20 protein-coding genes are annotated in these 25,106 nt (G+C 75.7%); 6 read left to right on the top strand and 14 right to left on the bottom strand.

Annotated elements, in window-relative coordinates; translation table 11 throughout:
- Nucleotides 1-176 precede the first annotated feature (176 nt).
- The 3 genes from M0638_RS06575 to hmpA form a co-directional block, all read right to left on the bottom strand.
- A complete protein-coding gene (locus M0638_RS06575; RefSeq protein WP_248666170.1) occupies nt 177-965 on the bottom strand; it encodes an OmpA family protein in 789 nt (262 codons plus the stop codon).
- Nucleotides 966-1,051: 86 nt separating this feature from the next.
- Nucleotides 1,052-2,551, bottom strand: a complete 1,500-nt coding sequence (locus M0638_RS06570; protein WP_248666169.1) for a class I SAM-dependent methyltransferase — start codon at nt 2,549-2,551, stop codon at nt 1,052-1,054.
- Between the two features lie 287 nt (nt 2,552-2,838).
- Entirely contained in the window at nt 2,839-4,104 is a 1,266-nt protein-coding gene (hmpA, locus tag M0638_RS06565) for an NO-inducible flavohemoprotein (RefSeq protein ID WP_248666168.1), read from the bottom strand.
- A 277-nt stretch (nt 4,105-4,381) separates the two neighbouring features.
- Between hmpA and M0638_RS06560 the strand changes: the two genes are divergently transcribed.
- Nucleotides 4,382-4,969 (top strand): Rrf2 family transcriptional regulator, encoded by a 588-nt coding sequence (locus M0638_RS06560; protein ID WP_248666167.1) that lies wholly within the window; start codon nt 4,382-4,384, stop codon nt 4,967-4,969.
- A 166-nt stretch (nt 4,970-5,135) separates the two neighbouring features.
- Here M0638_RS06560 and M0638_RS06555 read toward each other — a convergent pair whose 3' ends face one another.
- The 3 genes from M0638_RS06555 to M0638_RS06545 all read right to left on the bottom strand — a co-directional run bounded on the left by M0638_RS06555 (nt 5,136) and on the right by M0638_RS06545 (nt 8,424).
- The gene (locus tag M0638_RS06555; RefSeq protein WP_248666166.1) at nt 5,136-5,780 is read right to left on the bottom strand and encodes a tetratricopeptide repeat protein; all 645 of its coding nucleotides are present in this window, start codon (nt 5,778-5,780) and stop codon (nt 5,136-5,138) included.
- An 83-nt stretch (nt 5,781-5,863) separates the two neighbouring features.
- Nucleotides 5,864-6,874, bottom strand: coding sequence for a Bug family tripartite tricarboxylate transporter substrate binding protein (locus M0638_RS06550; protein ID WP_248666165.1), 1,011 nt, complete (start codon nt 6,872-6,874; stop codon nt 5,864-5,866).
- A 92-nt stretch (nt 6,875-6,966) separates the two neighbouring features.
- Nucleotides 6,967-8,424, bottom strand: a complete 1,458-nt coding sequence (locus M0638_RS06545; protein WP_248666164.1) for an amidase — start codon at nt 8,422-8,424, stop codon at nt 6,967-6,969.
- 160 nt (nt 8,425-8,584) lie between these two features.
- Here M0638_RS06545 and M0638_RS06540 point away from each other — a divergent pair, with 160 nt between their 5' ends.
- Nucleotides 8,585-8,833 (top strand): hypothetical protein, encoded by a 249-nt coding sequence (locus tag M0638_RS06540; RefSeq protein WP_248666163.1) that lies wholly within the window; start codon nt 8,585-8,587, stop codon nt 8,831-8,833.
- 200 nt (nt 8,834-9,033) lie between these two features.
- Here the strand turns inward: M0638_RS06540 and der are convergent, their stop codons facing one another.
- Nucleotides 9,034-10,368, bottom strand: a complete 1,335-nt coding sequence (der, locus tag M0638_RS06535; protein ID WP_248666162.1) for a ribosome biogenesis GTPase Der — start codon at nt 10,366-10,368, stop codon at nt 9,034-9,036.
- A 173-nt stretch (nt 10,369-10,541) separates the two neighbouring features.
- The gene (locus M0638_RS06530; RefSeq protein WP_248666161.1) at nt 10,542-11,363 is read right to left on the bottom strand and encodes a mechanosensitive ion channel family protein; all 822 of its coding nucleotides are present in this window, start codon (nt 11,361-11,363) and stop codon (nt 10,542-10,544) included.
- Between the two features lie 268 nt (nt 11,364-11,631).
- Here M0638_RS06530 and M0638_RS06525 point away from each other — a divergent pair, with 268 nt between their 5' ends.
- The gene (locus tag M0638_RS06525) at nt 11,632-13,227 is read left to right on the top strand and encodes an ABC transporter substrate-binding protein (RefSeq protein WP_248666160.1); all 1,596 of its coding nucleotides are present in this window, start codon (nt 11,632-11,634) and stop codon (nt 13,225-13,227) included.
- Between the two features lie 407 nt (nt 13,228-13,634).
- Here M0638_RS06525 and M0638_RS06520 read toward each other — a convergent pair whose 3' ends face one another.
- Nucleotides 13,635-14,168, bottom strand: coding sequence for a hypothetical protein (locus M0638_RS06520; protein ID WP_248666159.1), 534 nt, complete (start codon nt 14,166-14,168; stop codon nt 13,635-13,637).
- A 182-nt stretch (nt 14,169-14,350) separates the two neighbouring features.
- On the opposite strand from M0638_RS06520, the gene M0638_RS06515 reads away from it, so the two are divergent.
- Nucleotides 14,351-16,012 (top strand): YbfB/YjiJ family MFS transporter, encoded by a 1,662-nt coding sequence (locus M0638_RS06515; protein ID WP_248666158.1) that lies wholly within the window; start codon nt 14,351-14,353, stop codon nt 16,010-16,012.
- A 241-nt stretch (nt 16,013-16,253) separates the two neighbouring features.
- Here M0638_RS06515 and M0638_RS06510 read toward each other — a convergent pair whose 3' ends face one another.
- On the bottom strand, nt 16,254-17,960 hold the full coding sequence (locus M0638_RS06510) for an acyl-CoA synthetase (protein WP_248666157.1): 1,707 nt from the start codon (nt 17,958-17,960) through the stop codon (nt 16,254-16,256).
- Nucleotides 17,960-18,808 carry an enoyl-CoA hydratase gene (locus M0638_RS06505; RefSeq protein WP_248666156.1) on the bottom strand — a complete coding sequence of 283 codons (849 nt, stop codon included), beginning with the start codon at nt 18,806-18,808 and terminating at the stop codon, nt 17,960-17,962. Before M0638_RS06505 ends, M0638_RS06510 begins: the two co-directional genes overlap by 1 nt.
- 496 nt (nt 18,809-19,304) lie before the next feature.
- On the opposite strand from M0638_RS06505, the gene M0638_RS06500 reads away from it, so the two are divergent.
- Nucleotides 19,305-20,360 (top strand): catalase family peroxidase, encoded by a 1,056-nt coding sequence (locus tag M0638_RS06500; protein ID WP_248666155.1) that lies wholly within the window; start codon nt 19,305-19,307, stop codon nt 20,358-20,360.
- Nucleotides 20,357-20,941 (top strand): cytochrome b, encoded by a 585-nt coding sequence (locus tag M0638_RS06495; RefSeq protein ID WP_248666154.1) that lies wholly within the window; start codon nt 20,357-20,359, stop codon nt 20,939-20,941. The genes M0638_RS06500 and M0638_RS06495 overlap by 4 nt, the downstream gene beginning before the upstream one ends.
- Before the next feature lie 222 nt (nt 20,942-21,163).
- Here the strand turns inward: M0638_RS06495 and M0638_RS06490 are convergent, their stop codons facing one another.
- From M0638_RS06490 to M0638_RS06480, 3 genes are all read right to left on the bottom strand, one after another.
- Nucleotides 21,164-22,507 carry an MFS transporter gene (locus M0638_RS06490; protein ID WP_248666153.1) on the bottom strand — a complete coding sequence of 448 codons (1,344 nt, stop codon included), beginning with the start codon at nt 22,505-22,507 and terminating at the stop codon, nt 21,164-21,166.
- Nucleotides 22,508-22,723: 216 nt separating this feature from the next.
- On the bottom strand, nt 22,724-23,806 hold the full coding sequence (locus M0638_RS06485; RefSeq protein WP_248666152.1) for an alpha/beta fold hydrolase: 1,083 nt from the start codon (nt 23,804-23,806) through the stop codon (nt 22,724-22,726).
- A 182-nt stretch (nt 23,807-23,988) separates the two neighbouring features.
- Complete coding sequence (locus M0638_RS06480; protein WP_248666151.1) at nt 23,989-25,083, bottom strand: sensor histidine kinase; 1,095 nt, start codon at nt 25,081-25,083, stop codon at nt 23,989-23,991.
- Nucleotides 25,084-25,106 lie beyond the last annotated feature (23 nt).

The following is a 25,106-nucleotide window of genomic DNA, read 5'->3' as shown; positions in this document are numbered from 1 at the left end:
CGCACCGGTGGGCGCACTGGTGGGCGCACTGGCAGGCGCACTGGCGGTCGACGCGACGCCCGGCGGCGCCCCCGCCATGCCGGCAGGGGCGCCCGTGAGGCGCACCGTCTCGTCATCCGCCGGCGGCGTGCCGCCCGATGGCGGGCCGGCCCGGCCGTCCCGCGGGTCCCGGCGGCTCAACTGCCGAGGTTCAGGATCTGCACGCGGCGGTTCCGCACCTCGGGCCACTGGTCGGGCGTCGGCACGGCGAGCTGGCTGGAGCCCATGCCCACCGGCACCATCCGCGCCGGGCTGATGCCGTAGCGCCAGACGAGGTAGTCGCGCACCGCCATGGCGCGCCGTTCGGAGAGGAGCTGGTTCTGGTCGGGCCAGCCCACCGTGTCCGTGTGGCCCTCGATCCGGAAGCGGAAGGGCGCCAGCTGCGGCGAGGTGAGCGCCATGCCGAGCGGCGCCAGCATCTTCTCCGCCGCCGGGGTGATCAGCCAGGAGCCGGTCGGGAAGACGATGGTGAGCGAGATCGCCGGCACCGCCCGCGGCTGCATGCCGCCGGGGTCGACCACCGGCTGCACCTGCGGCTGCCCGAAGGGCTGCCCCGGCGCCTGCTGGGGCGCGCCGCCGCCGACCCGCACGCCGCGGGTCTGCGGCCCCTCGCCGTCCTCGCCGTCCGCCTCGTCCCCCGCCGCATCGGCCGAGGAGGCCGGCGGCGCGTTGGCGATCGGCGCCCCGGAGGGCGGCAGCGGGGCGCCAGAGGGCGTGCCAGAAGGCGTGCCGGACCCGGCCGGCGCGTTGCCCGTCGGTACGCCGCGGGTCAGGGCGCGGATGTATTCCTGCGCGATGTCGGCATCGGAGGCGAGGGCCGTGCCGCCGAACCCGAGCGGGCGCGCGAGCGGCCCCGTCAGCGAGCCGGCCAGGACCAGCGCGGACGCCCCGAGGGCGGCACGGCCGAGGACACGACGGGAAGGCATGGTGGCAGATCCTCCTGCAGATCCGGCGATCCCCTCGATCATAGCAGAGCCGGCGCGGACGATGGACGGTCCCGCCCCGGCCCGGCTCAGAGGATGCCGAGGTTGCGATAGACCGGCAGCTTCTCCGCCAGCAGCCGGGCCATGGTCGCCTCCGCCGCCTCGCGGTCGTTCGCCTCGGCGTCGGGCGGCAGGATGCTGTCGGTCAGGGCGGCGGGGCTGGGCGGGAGGCCGGCCAGCAGGCGCGCCACCACCTCCATCTCCAGCGCGGCGCAGGGCAGCGCGGCGCCGGTGGCCGGGGCGGCCAGCGCGAAGCGGGAGGCGGAGAGCCCGCCCTGGGCGTAGCGGCGCGCCGCCACGGCGTTGAAGGCGCTCGCAGTCGGCACCGGGCCGCGCGGCGCGCCCGGCCAGAGCGGCACGGCGACGCCGCTGTCGACCAGGATCATCAGCAGCTCGGCGATGTTGGTGCGGCGCGCCTCGGGCAGCGCCAGAAGCTCGGCCACCGAGTGCGGCCGCTCCTGCAGGGCGCGCAGCACCGCGTCGGCGAGGTCGCGCGGCAGCTCCACCTCGCCCGCCGGCACCACCAGCTTGGGGCGGTTGTCGTCGCGGTGGACGGTGAGGGCGAGGCCGACCCGGCCCAGCGCCTGCTCGCGGCTGCCCGGCACGGCGCCGCGCACGAACACGTCCTTGCGGAAGCCGCGCTGGAGGCAGAGATCCTTCACCAGCTCCCGCCCCGGCCCGGGCGGCAGCCGCTCCTGCACCGCGCGCTGCTCGGGCGTCAGCATCAGCTCGTTGAAGTTCTCGACCAGCGAGGCGCTGCCGACGAAGTCGAGCTTGGCCTCGCCCATGGCGGCGGCGAGGTCGGCGAAGAAGGCCGGGCGCCAGTGGTCGGTGAGGAATTCATGGGTGATGTAGGCCGGGTTCTGCCCCTGGCCGAAATCGTCCATGCGCGTCGCCCAGGGGTTGCCGGCGAGGTAGTGCGCCTCCGCCTTCGTCAGGTCGCGCACCACGTCGATCGCGGCCAGCGCCCGCTGGTGGCTGCCGCCCATCGCGGTCGCCGCCGCCGCCTGCACCAGCCGCTGCACGCCGAAGCCGGTGGCGAAGCCCGGCAGCGAGTTGTAGCTGACCATGGCGATGCCGCCCGGCTTCAGGCGCCGGCGCAGCAGCCGCACCACGCCCTCGCGCACCGGGTCGGCGACCCAGGTCCAGAGGCCGTGCAGCGTCACGCAGTCGAATTCCGGCAGCCGGTCCAGCTCGGCCGCGTCCATCTCGGCGAGGTCGGCCTCCAGGAAGCGGGCATTGGTCAGGCCGCACTCGGCGGCGACCGAGCGCGCCTCGGCGATGTGGGCGGGGTTGTAGTCGAGCCCGATCACGGTGCAGCGCGGGTTGGCGGCGGCGATGGCGAGCGCGGTGTAGCCGCGGCCGCAGCCCAGCTCGCCGATCACCATGTCCCCGGGCGGCTCCCAGGCCACGCCCATCAGCCCGCACACCAGGGCGAGATGCGAGGGCGCCTGCACCGGCTGATAGCCCACGATGTAGGGCGCATCCGCCACGTAGCCGCGCGACCAACCCATGACCTCGACCCCCATCCGCCGGGCCCCGTCCACCGGGACCGTTCTGGCGGCAGAATGCCGGATGGCGCGCCGGGCGGCTGTGAAATCCTTCACCGCGGAACGCCGCCACGGGGTCCGGCCGCGCGGGATCCCCGGGCGCCGGCGCGGCGGGCCGGTCGCGGCGGCGGGCCGCGCCCCGTCCGGTCCTGCGGCCCGCCCTCCTCCCGACGCCCCCTGCCACCGCCCCCTGCCACCGCCCCCTGCCACCGCCCCCTGCCACCCCCCGCCCCGTGGCGGGGCGCCGGCCAGCCCGGCCGCGGCGGTCAGCCCGCCCGCGCCATCGCCTCGGCGTCCGGCGCCTCGACCACGAAGGACGGGTCGGGCGCGAAGGCCTCGCTGTGGCGGCGCGCGGCCGGCACGCCCAGCGTGTCGAGCGCCTGCTCGATCGCCGCCATGAAGCCGACCGGGCCGCAGTAGTAGAACTCCGCCTCGCCGGCCGGCAGGTGCTGGCGGATCAGCTCGGCGTCGAGCCGGCCGAGGGCGTCGCAATACCCGTCCAGCCGGTCCGACGCGTCCGCCACCTCGTACCAGGTGACGCTGCGCACCCCCGTCCGCAGCCCCGCCAGCGCGCGCACGCGGTCGGCGAAGGCGTGCTGGTCGCGGCCGCGCAGGGCGCGCAGCAGCACCACCTCGCGCGTGGAGGCGGTGGCCAGGCGCTCCAGCATCGGCAGCAGCGCCGTGATGCCGGCGCCGCCGCCGATCAGCACCACCGGCCGCCCGCTCGCCTCGTCCAGCACGAAGTCGCCGACCGGGGCGTGCACCGGCAGGATGTCACCCTCCGCCACGTGGTCGTGCAGGAAGTTGGAGATCAGGCCCGGCGCGACATCCGGCAGGCCCGCCGGCGCGCCCTCGCGCTTGACGGTGATGCGGTACTGCCGCCCGTCCGGCGCGGCGGAAAGGCTGTACTGGCGCACCTGCGCATGCGCGGAGCCCGGCGGCTGCAGCCGCACCGAGACGTACTGGCCGGGCCGGAAGTCGGCGAGCGGCCCGCCATCGGCGGGAACGAGGTGGAAGGAGGTCATCGACCCGCTCTCGGCCACCTTGCGCGCCACGCGGAAGGGCCGGAAGCCCGCCCAGCCGCCCGGCTGCGTGCTCGTCTCGTCGTAGAGCGCCCGCTCGCGCCCGATCATCACCTCGGCGAGCTGGCCGTAGGCGGCGCCCCAGGCCTCCAGGATCTCGGGCGTCGCCGCCTCGCCCAGCACCTCGGCGATGGCGCCGAGCAGGTGGCGGCCGACGATCGGGTAGTGCTCGGGCAGGATCTCCAGGCTGACATGCTTGGTGGCGATCCGCTCCACCAGCCCGCCCAGCCGGTCCAGATGGTCGATGTTGGCGGCGTAGGCCAGCACCGAGGCGGCGAGGCTGCGCGCCTGCCCGCCCTCGGCGCGCTGGTTGGCCGGGTTGAAGTAGTCGAGCAGTTCCGGATGCGCCGAGAGCATGGCGCCGTAGAAGGTGCGGGTGATGGTCTCGCCATGCGCCCGCAGGGCGGGAACGGTGGCCGTGATGATGGCGCGCTGCTGGGCGGACAACATGGCTGGATCTCCTCGAAGGGATGGCGCGGCATCGCTGCCGGCCGGTCCGTAAGGTGTATATGAGATACACCTTAATCACGCCGCCTCCAGAACACGTATCTGCCATGCACCTTCAGACGGCGCCGGCCCGGACGGCCCGCGATACGATGGCACCGCCCCCCCTGCCATCGTCCCTCTGCCATCGTCCCTCTGCCATCGTCCCTCTGCCATCCCCCCTTGGGCCAGGCGGCGTGCGCCCCCGCCCGGCCTCGCGCCGGGGCCGGACCGGAGCCCCGCCATGCGCCTGACCGTGTACACGGACTACTCGTTGCGGATGCTGATCCATCTCGCCGCGAAGGAGGGCGAGCTCGCCACCATCGGCGAGGTGGCGGCGGCCTACGGCATCTCGCAGCATCACCTGACCAAGGTCGCGCACCGGCTCGGCGTCGCCGGCTTCGTCACGACGGTGCGCGGCAAGGGCGGCGGGCTGCGGCTGGGCCGCCCGGCCGCCGCGATCCGCCTCGGCGAGGTGGTGCGGCACACCGAGCCGGACATGGCGCTGGTGCCCTGCCTGGAGATCGCCCGGCACCATGCCGCTGCCGGTCATGCCGGCACGGCCGGACCCGGCCCGGATGGCCCGGACACGGACGCCGCCGGCATGGGTGGCACGGCGACGGACGACGCGGAGGCCGGCCTTGCCGCTCCCGGGCATGGCGTCTGCCGCATCGCGCCGGCCTGCCGGCTGCGCGGCGTGCTGGTGGAGGCGCGGCAGGCCTTCCTGGCGGTGCTGGACCGCTACACCCTGGCCGACCTGGCCTGCCAGCCGGCCGTGCTGCGCGCCCTGCTGGATCTGCCGGAGCCCGCCGCGCGCGGCGCCGTCGCCTGAACGCCGGCGCCGGGCCGGCCACGCCCGCGCCTCCCGGCCCGACACCGCCCCGGAACGGCGGGTCCCGTCGACCCGCCCCGCGGCGCCGCCCCGCACCCCGCGAGGGAGCGCAGCCCCTTGAGCCCCCCGATCCTCCAGGACGGCCCGAACGATCCCGCCCCGCATATCAGGTGTTGTCGCCGAGCGCCCGCCGGCGCAGGTCGCGCCGGCGGGCCTCGCCGCCCGGCAGCTTCGGGCTGATCGCCAGCGCCGCCTCCAGGCTGCGCAGCGCCCCGGTCAGGTCGCCGGTGCTCTCCTGCAGCGATGCCAGGGCCAGCAGGGCACCGAAATGGCGCGGCTCCAGCCGCAGCGCCTCGCGCAGGTCGCGCGCCGCGCCGGGAACGTCGCCCAGCGCCGCCCGCGCCTGCGCGTGCGCCACCCAGCCATCGGCGTAGTCGGGCGCCAGCACCAGCGCGTCGCCGAAGCCTTCCAGCGCCTCGTCGGCCTCGTTGGCGCGCAGATCGCGCTGGCCGCGGCTCATCAGCAGCAGCACCGCCGGGGAGGCGGCGCGGCTCCAGGCGGCGCGGATCTGCATCTCCACCAGCGCCGCCGACGCCTCGTCGGGCGCGGTGCGCAGCGCGTCGAACAGCCGGTCCAGCTCGGCGCGCCGGGCCTCGGCGCCGCGCGGCGCCGCCGCGGCGGCGCCCGGGGAAACGGGAGCGGGAGAGCCAGGAGCGGCCCCGCGAGGGGGCGCGGCATCGGGCCGGGCCGGGCCGGCGGGCTGGGCCAGGGCGGCGGCGGGCAGCAACAGCAGCAGGGCGAGGCGGCGCATGCCGCATGCTCCGGCAGGCCGCCCCCCGATCGCAAGGCCCTTCGCGCCCGCGCGCCCGATCGCCCCGGCCCCGGCGGCTCCGCTCAGCGGCTCAGCCGCAGCCCGGACTCGGCGACGATGCCGCGGAACTTCGCCAGCTCCGCCGTCAGGAAGGCGCGCGTCGCGGCGGGGCTGCCGGGGTCGGCCGGCTCCACCCCGGCGGTGTTCAGGCGCTCGCGCACGGCGGGATCGGCCAGCACGGCGTTGGCGGTGCGGCTCAGCAGCTCCGCGACGGCCGGCGGCAGGCCGCGCGGCCCGAGCAGCACGTTCCAGGTGGTGATGTCGAAGCCGCGCAGCCCGCTCTCGTCCAGCGTCGGCACGGCCGGGAAGAGCGGCGTGCGGCGCAGCGAGGAGACGGCCAGCGCGCGCGAGAGCCCGTCGCGCAGGTGCGGCGCGGTGGTGGCCAGCACCTCCAGCGAGAATTCCACCTCGCCCTTGGCCAGCGCCTCCATCACCGCGCTGCCGCCGCGATAGGGCACGTGCTCGGCGCCCGCGATGCCGGCGCGGTGCAGCATCAGCTCGCCGGTCAGGTGGCCGATGCCGCCGGCGCCGGAGGTGGCCCAGCTCGCATGCGCGCCCGGCCGGCGCAGCGCGGCGAACAGCGCGGCCACGTCGCGGTAGGGCGAGTCGTTGGGCACCACCAGCACCATCGGCCCGCCGCCGATCACCGAGATGGCGGTGAAATCCTCCACCGGGTCGTAGGGCGTGGTCTGCGGCAGCGCGGCCGGGTTGGAGCCGTGCGAGGAGGCGGTGGCGACCAGCAGCGTGTAGCCGTCCGGCGCCGCGCGGCGCACGTATTCGGAGCCCACCGAGCCGCCCGCGCCGGCGCGGTTCTCCACGATCAGCCTGGCATTGGCGAAGCCCTCGCCGGCCAGGCGCTGGCCCATGCGCTCGGCCAGCACGCGCGCGGCGATGTCGGTGGAGCCGCCGGGCGTGAAGGGCACGACGAGGCTGATCGGGCGGTCCGGATAGCCTGGCGGCGGGGCGGCGATGCCCTGGGCGCGCGCGGCGGGCGGCAGGGCCGCGAGGCCCGCGAGCAGCGTGCGGCGTTGCATGGACGTGTCCCCTCGTCATCGTGGCGGCCGGCGGCGAGGCCGGCCGGCCCGGATCCCGTTGCGGAATCCCTTTGTGCCGATGATAGGGCGGATCAGCCCGCCGGGCCCACTACCCGCACCGCCGGCGCCCGCGCCTCGATCACCTCGGCGGCCTCCAGGGCCAGCGCCTCCCGGTAGCGCGCGGTGACGAGCTGCACCCCGACCGGCACGCCCGACTCCGCGCCGGTCGGCACCGAGAGCCCCGGCAGGCCGAGGATCGCCGTGGCCATCAGCGGCGAGAGCGCCGCCATCTCCCAGCGCACCCGCTCCAGGCCGCGCTGGTCGCCGTCCACCGGCAGCGGCGGCTGCCAGCTCGTCGGCAGCAGCAGCACCGGGTAGCGCTCCAGGAACACCTGCCATTCGCGCAGGATGGTCGCGCGGCGCGCCGAGGCGGCCATGAACTCGCCGAAGCCGAGCGGCGGCTCGGCCGCCGCCACCTCGCCCCAGAGCTTGCGCAGCTTGGCGTCGCCGTACCTCTCCACCATCGGCAGCAGGCCGAACTGCCCTTCCGTCAGGATCAGGGCGTTCCACAGCGCCGCGGCCTCGTCGAAGCGCGGCGGCGCCGCCTCCTCCACCGCGTGCCCGGCCTCCTCCAGCCAGCGTGCCGCCCGGCGCAGCGCCGCCGCCACCGCCGGATCGACCTCGATGCCGGGGGCCGCGGCGAACAGCGCGACGCGCGGCGGGCGGACGCTGCGCGGCCCGGCCGAGACCGGCGGCGCCGGCACCCACCACGGGTCGCGCGCGTCGCGCCCGGCCATGGCGTCGAGGCCGAGGCGGATGTCGCGCACCGAGCGCGCCAGCGGCCCCTGCACCGAGGTGATCTGCGAGATCAGCAGCCGCTCGGCCGGCTGGCTCGGGTTGTAGGCCGGCACGCGGCCGATGGTCGGCCGCAGCCCCAGCACGCCGCAGCAATAGGCCGGGTAGCGGACCGAGCCGCCGATGTCGTTGCCATGCGCCAGCGGCCCGATCCCCGCCGCCACCGCCGCCCCGGCGCCGCCCGAGGAGCCGCCCGGCGTGCGCGACGCGTCCCACGGGTTCAGCGTGCGCCCGTGCAGCTCGTTGTCGGTGTACCAGCGCATGGAGAGGGCCGGCGTGTTGGTGCGGCCGAGGAACACCGCGCCCGCGCGCCGCCAGTTCGCCACCACCGGGCTGTCCTCGGCCGCGATCGCGTCGCGCAGCGCCGCCGCGCCGTTGGTGGTGGCGCAGCCCTGCTGATCGACGTTGACCTTGATCGTCACCGGCACGCCGTGCAGCGGCCCCAGGGGCTCGCCCGCGCGCACCGCTGCGTCGGCGGCATCGGCTTGGGCCAGCGCCGCGTCGGCCAGGGTCTCCACCACCGCGTTGAGCGCGGGATTCACCCGCTCCAGCCGGCCGAGGCAGGCCGCCGTCGCCTCGCGGCTGGAGATGCGCCGCGTGCGGATGCCCCGGGCGAGCGCCGTGGCGTCCCAGCACCACAGCGCGTCCTGCCCGCCTGGATTCCCGCCGTGCCGGCCGGGATCATTCTGGGTCATTGGCCCTCGCCTCGCTCTTTCCGGGCGCGAGGCTGCGACCGGGCGTTGGCGGGGGTCAATCGGTCCGACGGCGACAGCTCACCGATTTCAGGCTGCAAATCAGAAGACGACAAAGACCGCAAGGAGATTGGAATTAATTCTTTGCAACCATTGCGCGTAAATGGTAAGCATTGCTTACACAACATCGCAGGGTATCGTCATGAACAACCAGGGTCTGCCCATCCTCCCGCTCCTGACCCTTTGCGACTCCGATGGGCGAATCCTGCAACCGGGCCGGCTGGTCGCCGGCGGCGCGCTGGGCCGGCCGCAGGCCGGGCCGTTGCGTGGCGGCGGGCCGATCGGCATCGGCGGGCAGCGGCAGATGGTCGACACCGCGCTCGCCGCAGCGCCTCAGGCCGCCGAGCGCTAGAGCCGATCCAGCCTGACTGTATCAGGCCGGAACGGCTCTAGCCTTCTGATTTTTCCGCATTTTCCGAGCCGCTGAGCGAGGACGCTCAGCTTGAAAATGCTCCAGCGTGCCTCCCGTCCGGCACCGGGCGGCACCGGGCAGGACGGGAGTGGGGCGGACGGCCGGAGGGCGGATGCGCCCCGAGGGCGCGACGCCCCGCCCTACTCCTCCGCGAACGGGTTCGCCGTGCCGCGCGCGTGCAGGCGGATCGGCACGCCGGGCATGTCGAAGGCCTCGCGGAAGGTGTTGACGAGGTAGCGGCGGTACTCCTCGGGTAGCTGCTCGGCGCGGGTGCCGAACACCAGCAGCGTCGGCGGCCGCGCCTTGGCCTGCGTCGCGTAGCGCAGCTTGATCCGCCGTCCGTCCACCAGCGGCGGCGGGTGCCTGGCCAGCACCGCCTCGAACCAGCGGTTCAGCGCGCCGGTCGGCACGCGCGTGTTCCACAGCGCCTCGACGCGCCGCACCGCCGGCATCAGCTTGTCCACGCCCTGCCCGGTCGCGGCCGAGATCGGCACCACCGGCACGCCTTTGCTCTGCGCCAGGCTGGTCTGCAGCACGTCCTCGACTCGCCGGCGGGCCGCCGCGCGGTCCTCCACCGCGTCCCACTTGTTCAGGGCGATCACCACGGCCCGTCCCTCGCGCTCGGCAAGGCGGGCGATGCGCAGGTCCTGCTCGTCCATGCCGAGCAGCGCGTCGAGCACGAGGATCGCCACCTCGCACTCCTTCAGCGCGCCGATGGTGGCCCCCACCGACATCTTCTCCAGCGCCGCCTCGATGCGCGCGCGCTTGCGCAGCCCGGCCGTGTCCACGAGGCGCACGCGCCCCGCGGCGTCGGACCATTCCACCTGCACCGCGTCGCGCGTCAGCCCGGGCTCCGGCCCGGTAATCATCCGCTCCTCGCCGAGCAGCGTGTTGAGCAGGGTGGACTTGCCCGCGTTCGGCCGCCCGACGATGGCCAGGCGCAGCGGCCGCCCCTCGCCGCCCGCCTCCTCCTCCGGCGCCTCCGGCAGCAGGTTCAGGATGTCGGCCTGCAGGGCCGAGATGCCCTCGCCGTGCTCGGCCGAGACCGGCAGCGGGTCGCCGAGGCCCAGCTCGTAGCCCTCCATCGCGGCGAGGCCGCCCTGCCGTCCCTCGGTCTTGTTCGCGACCAGCAGCACCGGCACGCTCTGCCGGCGCAGCCAGGCGGCGAAGGCGCGGTCCGGCGGGGTGATGCCGGCGCGCGCGTCGATCACGAACACCACGAGGTCAGCCTGCCGGATCGCCGCCTCGGAGGAGGCGTGCATGCGCCCGGCCAGGCTCTCGGGCGGCGCCTCCTCCAGCCCGGCCGTGTCGATGAAGCGCAAGGGTCGGCCGCCGATCGTGGCCTCCGCCTCCTTGCGGTCGCGCGTCACGCCGGGCGTGTCGTCCACGATGGCGAGGCGGCGGCCGACCAGGCGGTTGAACAGCGAGGACTTGCCGACATTGGGCCGGCCGATGATGGCGATGGTGGGCAGCATGCGGGGTCCGTAGCGCGCCGGGCGCCGCGCGGCCAACGCAAAAGGCGCGCCCCGGCTGCGCTTCCGGGGCCGCGCCGGGCGGCTGGGTCCCGGGGGCCGCGCCGGGCGGCTGGGACCCGGGGGCCGCGCTTGGCGGCCGCCCCGGCCGCAGGACGCGTCGCTCAGCGCGTCACTCAGGCGGCCTGCCGGCGCTCCGACTGCCGGTCGCGCAGCAGGGCCTGCTTGACCGCCGCCAGCACCCCGTCGCGGCTGTCCACCACGTCGCGGCTGGCGGGCGGCTCGATCCACCAGCGCGCCCGCAGCGTCACCCCGTCGCCGGAAAGCCCGACCAGCCGCACCTCCGGCGCCGGCTCGCGCAGCACCCCGGGCACCGTCTCGGCCGCCCGCAGGATCACCCGCCGCTTGCGCTCGAAGTCCTCGCCGTCGCCGATCGCGAAGTCGTATTCCAGGCGCCGCCGGCCGAAGGCCGTGTTCACCGTCACGCTGTCGGTGAAGAGGGTGGAATTCGGGATCACCACCCGCCGCCCGTCATAGGTGCGGATGAAGGTGGCGCGCGTCTCGATGTCCTCCACCGTGCCCTCGTAGGCGCCGATCACGATCTGGTCGCCGATGCGGAACGGCTCGGTCAGCAGGATCAGGATGCCGGCCAGGAAGTTCTGCAGGATGTCGCGGAAGGCGAAGCCGATCGCGACGCCGCCGATGCCGAGCACCTGGATGAGCTGCCCGGGCTGGAAGGACGGGATCGCCACCATCAGCGCCACCATCGCGCCGAGCAGCATGATGCCGCCCTCGGCGAGCCGCCCGAGCACCAGCCCGGCGTTGCGGTGCCGCGTGCGCCGGTCCGTCAGCCGGTGCACCAGGGAGCGCACCCCGCGCGCGGCCATGTGGAACGCCGCGTAGATGACGACGGCGATGACGATGTAGGGCAGGCGGGCGACGACGCCCATGGCCATGCCGTGCAGCGACTGGAGCGCCACGCTGAGATCGAGGTCCATGGCCGGAAGACGCGTCAGCCGGGCGTTGGATGCGCCGGATTCCGCAGTGGCAACGGCGCGCCTGCGCAACGGCGCCGCCGCGGCCCCGGCGGTTGGCGGCGGCACGGGCCTGCCGCCGGGATGGCGGTGGAGGCGCCGGCGGCGGGGAGCGGCGGCCCGCCGCCGGACCGCCACGCGCCGCGCTCGACAGGCCGGGCGGCATCTGTTGCAGTGCCGCAGGCGATCCCCCGCCCTCCCCCGCCGCCCCACCCCTGCCGGGAGCCCGCCGATGCGCCGACGCCAACTGCTCGCCGCCGGGATCGGCGCCACGCTCGCCGCGCCGCGCATCGGGCGCGCCCAGGGGAGCACCCCGGCCGCGCGGACGCTGCGCTTCATCCCGCAGGCCGACCTCTCGACGCTCGACCCGCACTGGAACACCGCCTACGTCACCCGCAACCACGGCTTCATGGTGTTCGACACGCTCTACGGCCAGGATGCGGGCTACGCGCCGCACCCGCAGATGGTGGCCGGGCACGTGGTGGAGGATGACGGCCGCCGCTGGACGCTGACGCTGCGCGAGGGGCTGCGCTGGCACGACGGCACGCCGGTGCTGGCGCGCGACTGCGTCGCCTCGATCCGCCGCTGGGCCAGCCGCGACGGCTTCGGCGGCACGCTCATGGCCGCCACCGACGAGCTGGCCGCCGCCGACGACCGCCGCCTCGTCTTCCGCCTGCGGCGGCCCTTCCCGCTGCTGCCCGTCGCGCTCGGCAAGTCGGGCGTGTACATGCCGGCGATGATGCCCGAGCGGCTGGCCCTGACCCCCGCCACCACCCAGGTGACGGAGATGGTGGGCAGCGGCCCGTTCCGCTTCGTGGCGGCCGAGCGCGTGCCCGGCGCCCGCGCCGTCTATGCCCGCAACCCCGACTACGTGCCGCTCGCCGCCGGCACGCCGAGCGGCACCGCCGGCCCCAAGGTGGTGCATCTCGACCGGGTGGAATGGCTCACCACCCCCGACCCCGCCACCGCCGCCGCCGCCCTGGCGGCGGGCGAGGTGGACTGGTGGGACTTCGTGCTGCCCGACCTCGTGCCGCAGCTGCGCCGCAACGCCCGGCTGCGCGTCGAGGTGCAGGACCCGGCCGGCTACTGCGGCGGCTTCCGCATGAACCACCTGCACCCGCCCTTCGACAACCCGGGCGTCCGCCGCGCCGTGCTCGGCGCCATCCCGCAGCAGGACTGCATGATCGCCGCCGCCGGCGACGACCCGGCCATGTGGCGCGTCCCCGCCGGCGTGTTCACCCCGGGCAGCCCCTACGCCTCGGAGGCCGGCATGGCGGTGCTGACCGCCCCGCGCGACCTCGGCCGCTCCCGCCGCGCGCTGGCCGAGGCCGGCTACGCGGGCGAGCCGGTGGTGCTGCTGGTGGCGACGGACTTCCCGCACCTGCGCGCGATGAGCGAGGTGGTGGCCGACCTGCTGCGGCGCCTCGGCATGGTGGTGGACTACCAGGCGATCGACTGGGGCTCGGTGCTCACCCGGCGCGGCAGCCGCGCCCCGGCCTCGCAGGGCGGCTGGAGCGCCTTCGTCACCTTCAGCGCCGGCGCCGACAACGCGACGCCGGCCGGCAACACCATGCTGCGCGCCAACGGCCAGGCCGGCTGGTTCGGCTGGCCCGACGACCCCGAGCTGGAGGCGCTGCGCGCCCGCTGGTTCGACGCGCCCGACCTGCCCGCCCGGCAGGCCGCGGCGGCCGCGATGCAGGCCCGCGCCTTCGAGACGGTGCCCTTCGTGCCGCTCGGCCAGTACTTCCAGGCCACCGCCTACCGGCGCGGCCTCTCCGGCGTGCTGCCGGGCTTCGCCACCTTCTGGAACCTGCGCAAGGAGGGCTGATCCCGCCCCCTGCCCGCACGGGCCGGCGGCCGCGCCGCGCGGGCAACCTCGGGCCGAGCGCACGCGCCCGGCGGCTCGGAAGATGCGCCGGATCGAAAGGCTGGAGCCGTTCCAGCCCGATACGGCCGGGCAGGGACGGCTCTCGCGGGCGCGGCGCCGGGCGGCTTCCGGCCATGCGACCGGCCCAGGCCCTGGTCAGCTCGGAGACGGTTCGAGCGGCGCGCGGACCGGTCCGGCGGGACCTTTCCGCGCCCAGGGATTCGCGCCCAGGAGTCCGTGTCCAGGGATCCGGGCCCAAGGGATCCGGGCCCACGGAACGGGGGGAGAGCCTCGGGGCAGCCGGCGGCCCCCGCTTCCCGGCACGGGGCGGCCCTCGCCATCCCGCCGCCGGCCGCTCGAACCGGCGCTCAGGCGCCGTCGCGCGGCGGCGGCTCGATCGGGCCGTGCCGCGCCATGATCCGCTCGGCCATGGCGATGGCGGCCGGGTCCGGGGCGCGCAGCGTCACCAGCGTGCCGCCGCGCCGGACTCCCTCGGCATGGTCGCGCGCGCTCTCCTCCTCCACGCCGGCCTCGGTGAGCGCGCCGAGCAGCCCGCCCGCCGCCGCCCCGGCCGCCGCGCCGGCGAGCGCCGAGACCAGCCAGCCGGCCGCGACCACCGGCCCGAGCCCCGGCACCGCCAGCAGCCCGAGCCCGGCCAGCAGGCCGGTGCCGCCACCCAGCACGGAACCGATCGAGGCGCCGGTGCCGGCCCCGCCGGCGGTGTCGCCGTGGTCGGTCAGCGGGTCCTCGGGCGCATCGAGGATGGGTGCCGCCGCCGATTCCGCGTCGCCTCCGACCAGGGCGATGTCCTCGCGCGGGAAACCCGCCGCCTCCAGCGCCGCCACCGTCCGCGCGGCGGCGTCCTGGCTGCCGTAGAGGCGGATGACGGTGCTGCCTGCCATGCGGATCTCCTGCCTGCGCCTGTGCCCGCGAGCCCTGGCAGGGCGATCGCCCCGCCGGGGCTCGTCTACAGCGAACCGCAGTTCGGTTGGGACTGCGGTTCGCTGTAGCTCGTTGTTCTCGGCGCGGATTCACGCCGCCGTCGCGGCAGGGCCCGACACCACCGGGCGCCGACCGCCCTTCGGTGGTCCACCCTGGCGCTGGCCCGCCCTGGCCACGATGCCTGTCCCATCCTAGCCTCGGCCCCGATCCGGCGCAGTCGGAAAGGGGCCGGCCCGGCGGCGCCGGCAGGCGGCCCGGTTCGGCGGCGCCGGAACCCAGGGAGGCAACGACGACGACGCACGCCCGGCCGGGAACCCCTTCCGACGCGCCCCCGGCAGCCCGCTCCCCGGATGACGCCCCTCCCGCAGGCGCCTCCCCTGGCGCTTCCCCTGGCGCTTCCCACAGCGTCCCCCCTGGTACCTCGCCTGGGGACCTGCCGGGCGCCGCCCGGCCCCCGACCGTCGGTGCCGCGGGGGCGCGCCCCGGTGGCGATCCCGCGGGCGACGCCGCGTCCGGCGCCGCCCCGCCCGCCTCGCTCGCCCCCGCGCTGGCCGGGCTGTGCGGGCTGCTGGCCGGGATCGGCCTCGCCCGCTTCAGCTACACGCCCCTGCTGCCGGCGCTGATCCAGGCCGGCTGGTTCACCGCGCCGCAGGCCGCCTTCCTCGGCGCCAGCAACCTGCTCGGCTACCTCGCCGGGGCGCTGCTGGCGGGGCGGGCGGCGGCGCGGCTGCCGCTGCGGCCGCTGCTGCGCGGCGCCATGCTGCTCGCCGCCCTGTCCTGCCTCGCCAGCGCCTGGCGTGGGCCGGGGCACGGGCCGGGGGGATCGTCGGGGGGATGGGGCGAAGGGACCTGGGGGCCGCTGCTCTGGACCGGCGGCTGGCGCGTCGCGGCGGGCATCGCGGGCGGGGTGCTGATGGTGGTCGGCGCCAATGCCGCGCTGGCCCGCATGCCGCCGGCCCGGCGCGGCCTCGCCGCCGGGCTGATCTTCACGGGCGTCGGGCTCGGCATCGCGCTGTCGGGCACGCTGGTGCCGCTGCTGCTGCGGGGCGGGCCGGGCGGCGCGTGGCTCGGGCTCGGGGCGCTCTGCCTCGCGCTCACCGCGCTGGCCTGGAACCGCTGGCCCGAGACGGCGGCCCCCCTGCCCTCCGCCGTCGCGCCAGCGCCCTCGACCCGCGCGGCCGTCCCGGCGGCCGAGGCCGGGGGGACGGGCCGGGACGGCACGGCCCGCCGGGCGCTGCGCGGGCTGGTCGCGGCCTACGCGCTGAACGCGGTCGGGCTGGTGCCGCACATGGTGTTCCTGGTGGACTTCATCGCCCGCGGCCGCGGCGCCGGGCTGGCGGCAGGCGCCTGGCACTGGGTGCTGTTCGGCCTCGGCGCGCTGGCCGGGCCGCTGCTGGGCGGGCGGCTGGCGGACCGCATCGGCTTCCGCGCCGCGCTGCGCCTCTGCTACGCCGTGCAGTGCGCCTGCATCGCGCTGCCGGCGCTGCCGCTCGGCCCGGGGGACGAGATGGGGGGCGTGGCGGCGGCGCTGCTGGCGCTCTCCTGCGTGGTGACGGGGGCCTGCACGCCGTCCGTCTCCTCGCTGGCCCTCGGCCGGGTGCAGGAGCTGGCGCCCGACGCCGAGGCGCGCCGCGCCGCCTGGGCCACCGCGACCGTGGCCTGGGCCGTGGGGCAGGCGGCGGGCGCCTACGCCATGTCGGCGCTGTTCGCCGCGACCGGGCGGCACGCGCCGCTGTTCGCGGCCGGGGCCGTGGCGCTGGCCCTGGCGCTCGCGATCGAGCTGCGGGCGGGCCGGCGGCCCTGAGCGCGGGCATCGCGCATCGCCCGCGCCCGGCCGGCCCGGAGCCGTTCCAGCCCGTCCGTATCGGCCCGGAACGGCTCCAGCCTTCTGGTTTCTCGCATTTTCCGAGTTGCCGGGTGAGTACACCGAGCTTGAAAATGCTCTACGGCGAACCGCAGTCCGGTTGGGACTGCGGTTCGCCGTAGCTCGTTGTTCTCAGCGCGGATTCACGCCTCCGGGCGTAGCTGCCCTCCGGCGATCCGCTCTAGAGCCGCTTCGCCTCCTGCCGCAGCACCGCCTTCTGGATCTTGCCGGTCGAGGTGCGCGGCAGCGGCGCGAAGACGATGCTGCGCGGCGCCTTGTAGTGCGCGATCTGGCCGCGGACATGCGCGATCAGCTCCGCCTCGGTGGCGGCGGCGCCGGGCTTCAGTTCGACGAAGGCGCAGGGCGTCTCGCCCCACTTCTCGTCGGGGCGCGCCACCACGGCGGCCATGGCGACGGCGGGGTGGCGGTAGAGCGCGTCCTCCACCTCGATCGAGGAGATGTTCTCGCCGCCGGAGATGATGATGTCCTTGGCGCGGTCCCTGAGCTGGATGTAGCCGTCCGGGTAGCGCACGGCGAGGTCGCCGGTGTGGAACCAGCCGCCGCGGAAGGCGGCCGCGGTCGCCTCCGGGTCCTTCAGGTAGCCCTTCATCACCGCGTTGCCGCGCAGCATCACCTCGCCCATGGTCTGCCCGTCGCGCGGGACCGGGCGCATGGTCTCGGGGTCCATCACCTCCAGCCCCTCGAGGGCGAGGTAGCGCACGCCCTGGCGCGCCATCAGCGCGGCCTGCTCGGCGGAGGGCAGCGCGTCCCATTCCGCGTGCCAGGCGTTGACGACGACGGGGCCGTACACCTCGGTCAGCCCGTAGATGTGGGTGACGCGGATGCCGGCCTCGCGCATCGCGGCGAGCACGGCCTCGGGCGGCGGCGCGCCGGCGGTGAGGAAGTGCAGCGGCCCGGCGAGCGCCGGGCGCTGCGCCGCCGGCAGCGAGAGCAGCGTCTGCATCACGATCGGCGCGCCGCACATGTGCGTCACGCCGAACTCGCCGATCGCCTCCCACAGCACGTCGGCGCGCACCTGGCGCAGGCAGACATGGGTGCCGGCCATCGCCGTGACGGTCCAGGGGAAGCACCAGCCGTTGCAGTGGAACATGGGCAGCGTCCAGAGATAGACCGGATGCTGCACCATGCCCGCCGAGAGCACGTTGCCGGTGGAGAGCACCGAGGCGCCGCGGTGGTGGTACACCACGCCCTTCGGCCGGCCGGTGGTGCCGGAGGTGTAGTTGAGCGTGATCGCGTCCCACTCGTCGGCGGGCATGGGCCAGGCGAAGGCGGGGTCGCCCTGCGCCAGGAATTCCTCGTAGCCGAGGCCGACCAGCGTATGGGCGCGGGCGGCGGCGGGGGCCTCGGGGTCGTCCACCTCGACGATCTCGGGGCGGTGCTCGGCGAGGGCGAGCGCGTCGCGCAGCAGGGGGACGAATTCGCGGTCCACGATGACGAGCCGCGCCTCGCCGTGGTCGAGGATGTAGGCGATGGTGCCGGCGTCGAGGCGCGTGTTCAGCGCGTTCAGCACGGCGCCGGCCATCGGCACGCCGTAGTGGCATTCCAGCATGGCGGGCGTGTTGGGCAGCAGCGCCGCGACGGTGTGGCCGCGCCCGATGCCGCGCTGCGACAGCGCGTGGGCGAGGCGGACGCAGCGTTCGCGCAGCTCGCGGTAGGGACGGCGCAGCGCGCCGTGGACGATGGCGGTGTGGTCCGGGAACACCTCCGCGGCGCGTTCGAGGAAGAGCAGCGGCGTCAGCGGCTGGTGGTTGGCCGGGCAGCGTTCGAGGCCGGTGTCGTAGAGGCCGGGGGCGGCGCCGGGGGGCGTGCCAAGGGGCGTGCCGGGGGACGCTTCAGAGGGCGCGCCAGGGGTCGCATTCGTGTCCATCAGCGGTCCTCCCAGACCGGGCGCCGCTTGCCGAGGAAGGCCCCGATGCCTTCGGCGGCGTCGCGCGCGAGCAGGTTCTCCACCATCACCCCGGCGGCGTGGGCGTAGGCCTCGGCCACCTCCATGCCCGACTGGGCGTAGAAGCCCTGCTTGCCGAGACGGATGGTGAGCGCCGAGCGGGCGGCGATGCGGCGGGCGAGGTCCTGCGCCGCCGCCAGCGCCCCGCCGGCGGGGACGACGCGGTTGACGAGGCCGATGCGGTGCGCCTCCCCGGCCGGGATCATCTCGCCCAGCAGCAGCATCTCCATCGCCGCCTTGCGCGGCACGGCGCGCGAGAGGGCGACGGCGGGGGTGGAGCAGAACAGGCCGATATCGACGCCGGGGGTGCAGAAGCGCGCCCCCTCCCCCGCCACGGCGAGGTCGCAGGTGGCGACGAGCTGGCAGCCGGCGGCGGTGGCGACGCCCTCGACGGCGGCGATGACGGGCTGCGGCAGGGACTGCACGCGCAGCATCACCGCGGCGCAGCGTTCCATCAGGTCGGCGAAGACGGCGCGGCCGGCATCGGGGGCGTCGCGCGCGGCGGTGATCTCCCTGAGGTCGTGGCCGGCGGAGAAGACGGTGCCCCGCGCGGCCAGCACCACGGCGCGGACCGAGCGGTCGGCGGCGAGGCGGGCGAGCGTGCCGTCCAGCGCCTCCAGCATGGCGCGCGAGAGGCTGTTGCGCGTCTCCGGGCGGTTCAGGGTGAGGGTGACGATGCCGTCGGCCTCCTCCCGGAGCAGGGGCGACGCCGGGGATGGCGCCAGGGATGGCGCCAGGGATGGCGCGGTGGCGGTCTCGGCGACGGTCATGCGGCGCTCCTCCCGGCCGCGCATGGGCGGCCTGCCGGTGTTCGGCCCCGATGTGGAGGCAGGCGTGGCGGTTGCGTCAAGCGCGGCGCCGGCCGGATGGCGGGTTTCGTGGCGGGCGGGGGTCGGGGCGGTTCCGGACGGAGGCCAGGCGTGGCCGGGCGGGGCGGCTTCGGACGGATGCCGCATGGCGGGCGGCGCGGCGATCCCGGGCACGCGGCGCATTATCATGGAAGCAACGCGCGGCCCGTCGGGAAAGGCGGATCGCGGCCGGGATGCGCCGCCGGCATGCGACGCCCCGGCATGCGACGCCATCGAAATCTTTTGTCCGCCCGCGCGGCCCGGCGGAACGGGGGCGGCCTTCCCACCCGGGGGCGCGGGCATGCAGCATCCCGCCCGTCGGGCCCGCCCGGCCTTCCCGAATCCAGGGCCCCGGAATCCGGGGCCCTGGCGCCGCGGGCACGACCAACAGATCAGCCAACAGATCAGGATGTGCCGCATGCCGCAGCCGAGCCGTTCGCCCCCGCGTTCCGCCCTCGGTTCCCTGGTGCTGATCGCCGCCCTGGTCGGCGTCGTCGGCGCCGCCTTCGCCTATACCGCCGGCTGGCTCGCGCCCGGCCGGCTGACGCCCGACCGGCTGGTGGACTCGCTGGCGCCGCCGGGCGGCCCGGCGCTCGGCTTCCGGCGCAACCACGCCAAGGGCATCTGCGTCACCGGCCGCTTCGAGGCGAACGGCGCCGGGGCGGCGCTGTCGCGGGCGCCGATGCTGGCGCAGGGAAGCTTCCCGGTGCTGGGGCGGCTCAACATCGCCGGGCCGAACCCGGCCTCGCCCGACGCCTCGGTGCCGGTGCGCGGCTTCGGGTGGCGCATCGCGGCGCCGGACGGGCAGGAATGGCGCAGCGCCATGATCGACCCGCCGGTCTTCCCGGTGGCGACGCCCGAGGATTTCTACGCGCTGCAGCAGGCGGCGGGCAGCGGCCGGCCGGAGCGGATGCAGGAATTCGCCGCCGCGCACCCCTCCTTCGGCGCCTTCGTCAACTGGATCCGCACCGCGCCGAAGACGGCGAGCTGGGCGGAGACGCGCTTCAACGGCCTCAACAGCTTCACCTTCACCGATGCCGGCGGCACGGCGCGGGTGGTGCGCTGGTCGCTGATCCCGGCGGCGGCGCCGGTGCCGGTGACGGCCGAGCAGCTCGGCCAGCGCGGGCCGGACTTCCTGCGCCAGGACATCGTGGAGCGGCTGCGCACCGGGCCGGTGCGCTGGACCCTGGCGGTGACCGTCGCCGAGCCCGGCGACCCGACCGCCGATCCGACGAAGCCCTGGCCGGCGGAGCGGCGCACGGTGGAGGTCGGCACGCTGGTGATCGACGCGGCGCAGCCCGAGCCCGAGGGCGCGTGCCGCGACCTCAACTTCGACCCCGCCGTGCTGCCGGACGGGATGGGCACCTCGGACGATCCGTTCCCGGCGGCGCGCTCCTCGGCCTACGCCAAGTCCTACGACCGGCGCACGGCGGAGGTGGAGGAATACCGGCGGGCGACGGGAGGCGGGCGATGAGCGGGACGACGATCGCGGGCGCGGCCCGCTTCACGCCGGCGCAGCGCGCGCTGCACTGGGCGATGGCGCTGTGCATCCTGGCGATGCTGTTCATCGGCGTCGGCATGGTCTCCACCATCCGCCCGATCTACCTGGTAATGGTGGCGATCCACCGGCCGCTCGGCATCGCCATCCTGGTGCTGGCGCTGGTGCGGCTGCTGCTGCGCTGGCGCCACGGCGCGCCGCCGCTGCCGGCCGGCATGCCGGAGGCGATGAAGCTGGCGGCGCGCCTTTCGCACTACGCCTTCTACGCGCTGATGCTCGCCCTGCCGCTGCTGGGCTGGGCGATGCTCTCGGCGGCGGGCTATCCGGCGACGATGGTCGGCGGCTGGGCGCTGCCGCCGATCATGCCGCGCAGCGCGACGCTGCATTCGGTGCTGTGGGGCGCGCACCACTACCTCGCCCTCGCCTTCTTCGCGCTGATCCTGCTGCACTTCGCGGCGGCGCTGTACCACGCGCTGGTGCGGCGGGACGGGGTGTTCGAGGCGATGGCACCCGGGGGGCTGCCGGGGCACGCGCCGGGACGGGTGGCGGCGGAGTAGTCCCCATCCGCCCCCCGGGGAAGGCGTCGCCTTCCCCAAGGGCCCCTGGGGACCCCATCCACCAGGAGGGCGAGGCCCTCCCGGACCTCCGTCCGTCTGGTTCCCGGGTGCCGATGCCACCGGGCCGTCTCTCCAGAGCGGGGTTTCCGAAGGGGCTTCGCCCTTTGGTGGGAGGGGGCGCGGGGGAGGGCAACGCCCTCCCCCGCTCGGCGCCCCGGGGCCTCAGCGCGCCGAGACCGGCACGGGACGCGGGCGCGCCTCGCCCGGCGCCCGTTCCAGGTGGGCGTCGTGGCGCAGCAGCAGCACGATCGCCATGCCGACGAGGCCGGCGGCGGCGAGGCAGAGCAGGCCGAGGTCGAAGCTGCCGGTGCGGTCCTTGATCCAGCCCATCGCGTAGGGGCCGGCGAAGCCCGCGAGGTTGCCGATGGAGTTGATCGCGGCGATGCCGCCCGCCGCGGCCGGGCCGGCGAGGAAGGCGGTGGGCAGCGTCCAGATCACCGGCAGGCAGGCGAAGATGCCGAAGCCCGCGATGGAGAGGGCGAGCATCTTCGCGCCCGGGTCCGTGAAGGCGGTGGAGGCGGCGATGCCGGCGGCCGCGATCAGCAGCGGCAGGGCGACGTGCAGCTTGCGCTCGCCGGTGCGGTCCGACTGGCGGCCCCACCAGACCATGCCGATGGTGCCGACGAGGTAGGGCAGCGCGGTGACGAAGCCGGTCTGCGCGTTGGTCAGGCCGAAATCCTTGACGATGGTGGGCAGGAAGAAGCTGAGCCCGTAATTCGTCGAGACGGCGCCGAAGTAGATCAGGCCGATGGCGAGGACGCGCGGGTTGAGCAGCGCCTCGACGACGCCGAAGTGGCGCGCCGCCTCGCGCTGGCGCCGCTCCTGCGCGAGGCGCGTGGCGAGCCAGTCTCGGGCGGCGGGGTCGAGCCAGGCGGCCTGGGCGGGCTGGTCGGTCAGGTAGAGCAGCACGCAGACGGAGAGGATCAGGGCCGGGATCGCCTCCAGCACGAACATCCACTGCCAGCCGTTGAAGCCCCAGGCGCCGTGCAGGCCGAGCAGCAGGCCCGAGACGGGCGCGCCGATCACCGTGGAGAGCGGGATGGCGGCCATGAAGTAGCCGACCATGCGGGCGCGGTAGGCCGAGGGGAACCAGAGCGTGAGGTAGAAGATGATGCCGGGGAAGAAGCCGGCCTCGGCGGCGCCGAGCAGCACGCGGATGGTGTAGAACACCGCCTCGTTCGAGAGGCCGGTGCCGCGCGCGATGGCGGGGATGAAGGCCATGGCGCCCGAGAGCAGGCCCCAGGTGAACATGATGCGCGCGATCCAGACGCGGGCGCCGAAGCGTTCCAGCAGCAGGTTCGAGGGCACCTCGAAGAAGAAGTAGGCGATGAAGAAGATGCCGGCGCCGAAGCCGTAGGCGGCGGCCGAGAGGCCGAGGTCGGCGTTCATCTGCAGCGCGGCGAAGCCGACGTTCACGCGGTCGAGATAGGCGACGAAGTAGCAGACGATCAGGAACGGGATCAGCCGCTTCGTGACGCGCGCGATGGTGCGCGTTTCGAGTTCCATCCGGATTTCCTCCCCCGGCATCCCGGCGCCGTCGCGGCTGCGGCGGCTGGGGGCCGGCCCGTGTTTCACGTCCGTGTTTCGCGGTGGCCGTTCCGTGCGGCCCCGCCCGAGGAGGCCGCGCCGGCAGGCCGAATGCAAGCGCGATCCGGGATGGTGCGGGTTAAGGAAAGTCCATCGGCGGGCGTGGCGCCGGCGGGCGCCGGCCGGCGCGGCGCGTCAGCGCGCCGCCTCCCGCCGCGGCACGGACTGCAGGAACTCGCCCAGCGCCGCGGCCCAGAAGCGCGCCTGGCCGGTGGTGCCGTGGCCGCGCGTCTCGGTGCTGGCGGGGATGAGCAGCAGGCGGCCGTTCGGCAGCCGCGCCATGGCGCGCTCGGTGGCGCCGGTCTCGGGCGGGTTGCGCTCGTCGTCGGCGGAATTGATGGCGAGCACCGGGGCGCGGATGCGCCCGAGATGGGGCGTCGGGTCGTAGTCGGCCGAGGCGGCCCACTGGAAGATGAAGTCGTTGGCGTCGCGCGGCGCGGGCAGGGCGAGGCGCTCCTCGACGTAGCGGTCGGCGCCCTCGCGGGTGGCGCCGCGCGCCGAGAGGTTCAGCGTGCCGCCGTTGGTGGCCACGTCGAAGAAGGTGCTGGCCCAGCGCAGCGAGGGCGGCTGGGCGGCGTAGTTGCCGTTGGCGTAGGCCGGGTCGTTGCGGATCGTCTCGACCAGCAGGCGGCGCAGCATCCAGTTGCGGCCGGCCATCGGCGTGGGCTGCGAGGCCATCGGCACCAGCGCGTCCATGAAGTCGGGGAAGGTGTAGCCCCAGACCCAGGCTTCCATCCCGCCCATGGAATTGCCGAGCACCAGGCGCAGGTGGCGCACGCCCAGCCCCTCGGTGAGCAGGCGGTGCTGCGCGCGCACCATGTCCTCGTAGTCGTAGCGCGGGAAGCCGGCGCGCAGCCCGTCGGAGGGCCTGGACGAGCCGCCGGTGCCGATCGCGTCGGGCAGGATGACGAAGTGGCGCGTGGCGTCGAGCGGCTGGCCGGGGCCGAACAGCTCGCCGGCGAAGGCGGGGCTCAGCAGGCCGGTGCCGCTGCCGCCGGTGCCGTGCAGGACCAGCACCGGCTCGCCGGTCGGCTCGCCGACCGTGGCGTAGTGCAGGCGCAGCTCGGGCAGCACGGTGCCGTCGTGGAAGCGGAAGTCGCGGGCGATCCAGTCGGCCTCGCGCGGGGCGGGATACTCGGCGGCCCGCGGCGCGGGCGGGGTGGCCGAGAGCAGCCCGAATGCCAGCGCCGCGCGCAGGAAGGCCTTTCCGGCCTGCATGGCGATCCTCCCCTTTCCGTCTTCCGGCGCCGGAGAATGCGGAGAGGAGCGCGACGGGGTCAACGGGCGAGGCGGCGCGCGGTTGGGCGGCGCCCCTTCCGTCCTCCCCCCTTCCCGTCCCCGACCTTCCAGCGCCGGGGGTGCCCGCCGGGAGACGGGCCGTTCCCCCGCCTATTCCCCGCCTATTCCCCCGCTGGGAAGCTCACCACGATGGCCGTGCCCCGCGACCGCTCCTGCGCCTCCACCCGGCCGCCGAGGCTGCCGGCCAGCGCCTCCACCACGCGCCGCCCGAGGCCGGTGCCGCGCGTGGGGCCGGCGCCGCCGCTGCCGATGCCGTCATCCTCCACCGTCAGCGTCGCGTCGCCCGCCCTGCTCGCCGGTTCGCCCCCTGGCGCGCTTCCCCGGGGGGCGCGCAGGCGGATGCGGATCGGGCCGCCGCCCTCGGGGTAGGCGTACTTCACCGCGTTGGTCACCAGTTCCGCCACGATCACGCCGAGCGAGACGGCCTTGTCCGTCGGCACGCTCAGCGGCTCGGCGTCGAGCGAGATGCCGCAGCCCTGCGGGGTCAGGGCCATGGAGCGTTCCAGCTCGCCCACCAGGCCGGCCAGGTAGTCGTCGAGGGCGACGTTGTTGACGTCGTCCGAGGTGTAGAGGCGCCGGTGGACCTGCGCCACGGCGGCGACGCGGCTGCGCATCTCGGCCAGCGCGCCGCGCGCGGCGGGGTCGGTCAGCGTGTTCTCCTGCAGCCGGGTGAGCGAGGCGATGAGCTGGAGGCTGTTGGCGACGCGGTGGTTCACCTCGCGCAGCAGCATGGCGCGCTGGCGGGCCAGCTCCTCGGCGCGGTCGCGCGCCTCGCGCACCTCGCGCTCGGCCGCCTCCTTGGCGCGGCGCAGCGCCTCGCGCTCGATCGCGTCGGCGACGGCGGCGCGCAGCAGCATCAGGAAGTCGCCGCCCGCCTCCTTGATGACGTAGTCGGCCGAGCCCGCGCGCAGCGCCGAGACGGCGATGCGCCCCTCCTCGGAGCCGGTGACGTAGATCACCGGCGGCGGCTCGGGCAGGGCGCGCAGCGCGGCCAGCGTCTCCAGCCCGTCCTGGCCGGGCATGAAGTGGTCGAGGCAGATCGCGTCGAACGGCTCGGCGGCGGCGAGGCGCAGCCCTTCGGTGCCGTCGGCGGCCGGGGTGACGGCGTAGCCGTGGCGCTCGAAGTCGCGCTGCACGAGGCGCCGGATGCCCGCGTCGTCGTCGATGTAGAGCACGCGGCGCGGGGCGTCGGTCATGGGGGGGCGGCGCCCGGCGGCAC

This window comes from Roseomonas acroporae (assembly GCF_023223525.1).
Classification (GTDB): Bacteria; Pseudomonadota; Alphaproteobacteria; order Acetobacterales; family Acetobacteraceae; genus Roseomonas_E; species Roseomonas_E acroporae.
Note: the sequence above shows the minus strand (reverse complement) of the source record. Positions and strands in the feature narration are given on the sequence as shown.

What these genes read in the sequence shown, in the direction of transcription:
- M0638_RS06575 (WP_248666170.1), bottom strand. Translation starts at nt 965, where the DNA reads ATGCCTTCCCGTCGTGTCCTCGGCCGTGCCGCCCTCGGGGCGTCCGCG.
- M0638_RS06570 (WP_248666169.1), bottom strand. Translation starts at nt 2,551, where the DNA reads ATGGGGGTCGAGGTCATGGGTTGGTCGCGCGGCTACGTGGCGGATGCG.
- hmpA (WP_248666168.1), bottom strand. Translation starts at nt 4,104, where the DNA reads ATGTTGTCCGCCCAGCAGCGCGCCATCATCACGGCCACCGTTCCCGCC.
- M0638_RS06560 (WP_248666167.1), top strand. Translation starts at nt 4,382, where the DNA reads ATGCGCCTGACCGTGTACACGGACTACTCGTTGCGGATGCTGATCCAT.
- M0638_RS06555 (WP_248666166.1), bottom strand. Translation starts at nt 5,780, where the DNA reads ATGCGCCGCCTCGCCCTGCTGCTGTTGCTGCCCGCCGCCGCCCTGGCC.
- M0638_RS06550 (WP_248666165.1), bottom strand. Translation starts at nt 6,874, where the DNA reads ATGCAACGCCGCACGCTGCTCGCGGGCCTCGCGGCCCTGCCGCCCGCC.
- M0638_RS06545 (WP_248666164.1), bottom strand. Translation starts at nt 8,424, where the DNA reads ATGACCCAGAATGATCCCGGCCGGCACGGCGGGAATCCAGGCGGGCAG.
- M0638_RS06540 (WP_248666163.1), top strand. Translation starts at nt 8,585, where the DNA reads ATGGTAAGCATTGCTTACACAACATCGCAGGGTATCGTCATGAACAAC.
- der (WP_248666162.1), bottom strand. Translation starts at nt 10,368, where the DNA reads ATGCTGCCCACCATCGCCATCATCGGCCGGCCCAATGTCGGCAAGTCC.
- M0638_RS06530 (WP_248666161.1), bottom strand. Translation starts at nt 11,363, where the DNA reads ATGGACCTCGATCTCAGCGTGGCGCTCCAGTCGCTGCACGGCATGGCC.
- M0638_RS06525 (WP_248666160.1), top strand. Translation starts at nt 11,632, where the DNA reads ATGCGCCGACGCCAACTGCTCGCCGCCGGGATCGGCGCCACGCTCGCC.
- M0638_RS06520 (WP_248666159.1), bottom strand. Translation starts at nt 14,168, where the DNA reads ATGGCAGGCAGCACCGTCATCCGCCTCTACGGCAGCCAGGACGCCGCC.
- M0638_RS06510 (WP_248666157.1), bottom strand. Translation starts at nt 17,960, where the DNA reads ATGGACACGAATGCGACCCCTGGCGCGCCCTCTGAAGCGTCCCCCGGC.
- M0638_RS06505 (WP_248666156.1), bottom strand. Translation starts at nt 18,808, where the DNA reads ATGACCGTCGCCGAGACCGCCACCGCGCCATCCCTGGCGCCATCCCTG.
- M0638_RS06500 (WP_248666155.1), top strand. Translation starts at nt 19,305, where the DNA reads ATGCCGCAGCCGAGCCGTTCGCCCCCGCGTTCCGCCCTCGGTTCCCTG.
- M0638_RS06495 (WP_248666154.1), top strand. Translation starts at nt 20,357, where the DNA reads ATGAGCGGGACGACGATCGCGGGCGCGGCCCGCTTCACGCCGGCGCAG.
- M0638_RS06490 (WP_248666153.1), bottom strand. Translation starts at nt 22,507, where the DNA reads ATGGAACTCGAAACGCGCACCATCGCGCGCGTCACGAAGCGGCTGATC.
- M0638_RS06485 (WP_248666152.1), bottom strand. Translation starts at nt 23,806, where the DNA reads ATGCAGGCCGGAAAGGCCTTCCTGCGCGCGGCGCTGGCATTCGGGCTG.
- M0638_RS06480 (WP_248666151.1), bottom strand. Translation starts at nt 25,083, where the DNA reads ATGACCGACGCCCCGCGCCGCGTGCTCTACATCGACGACGACGCGGGC.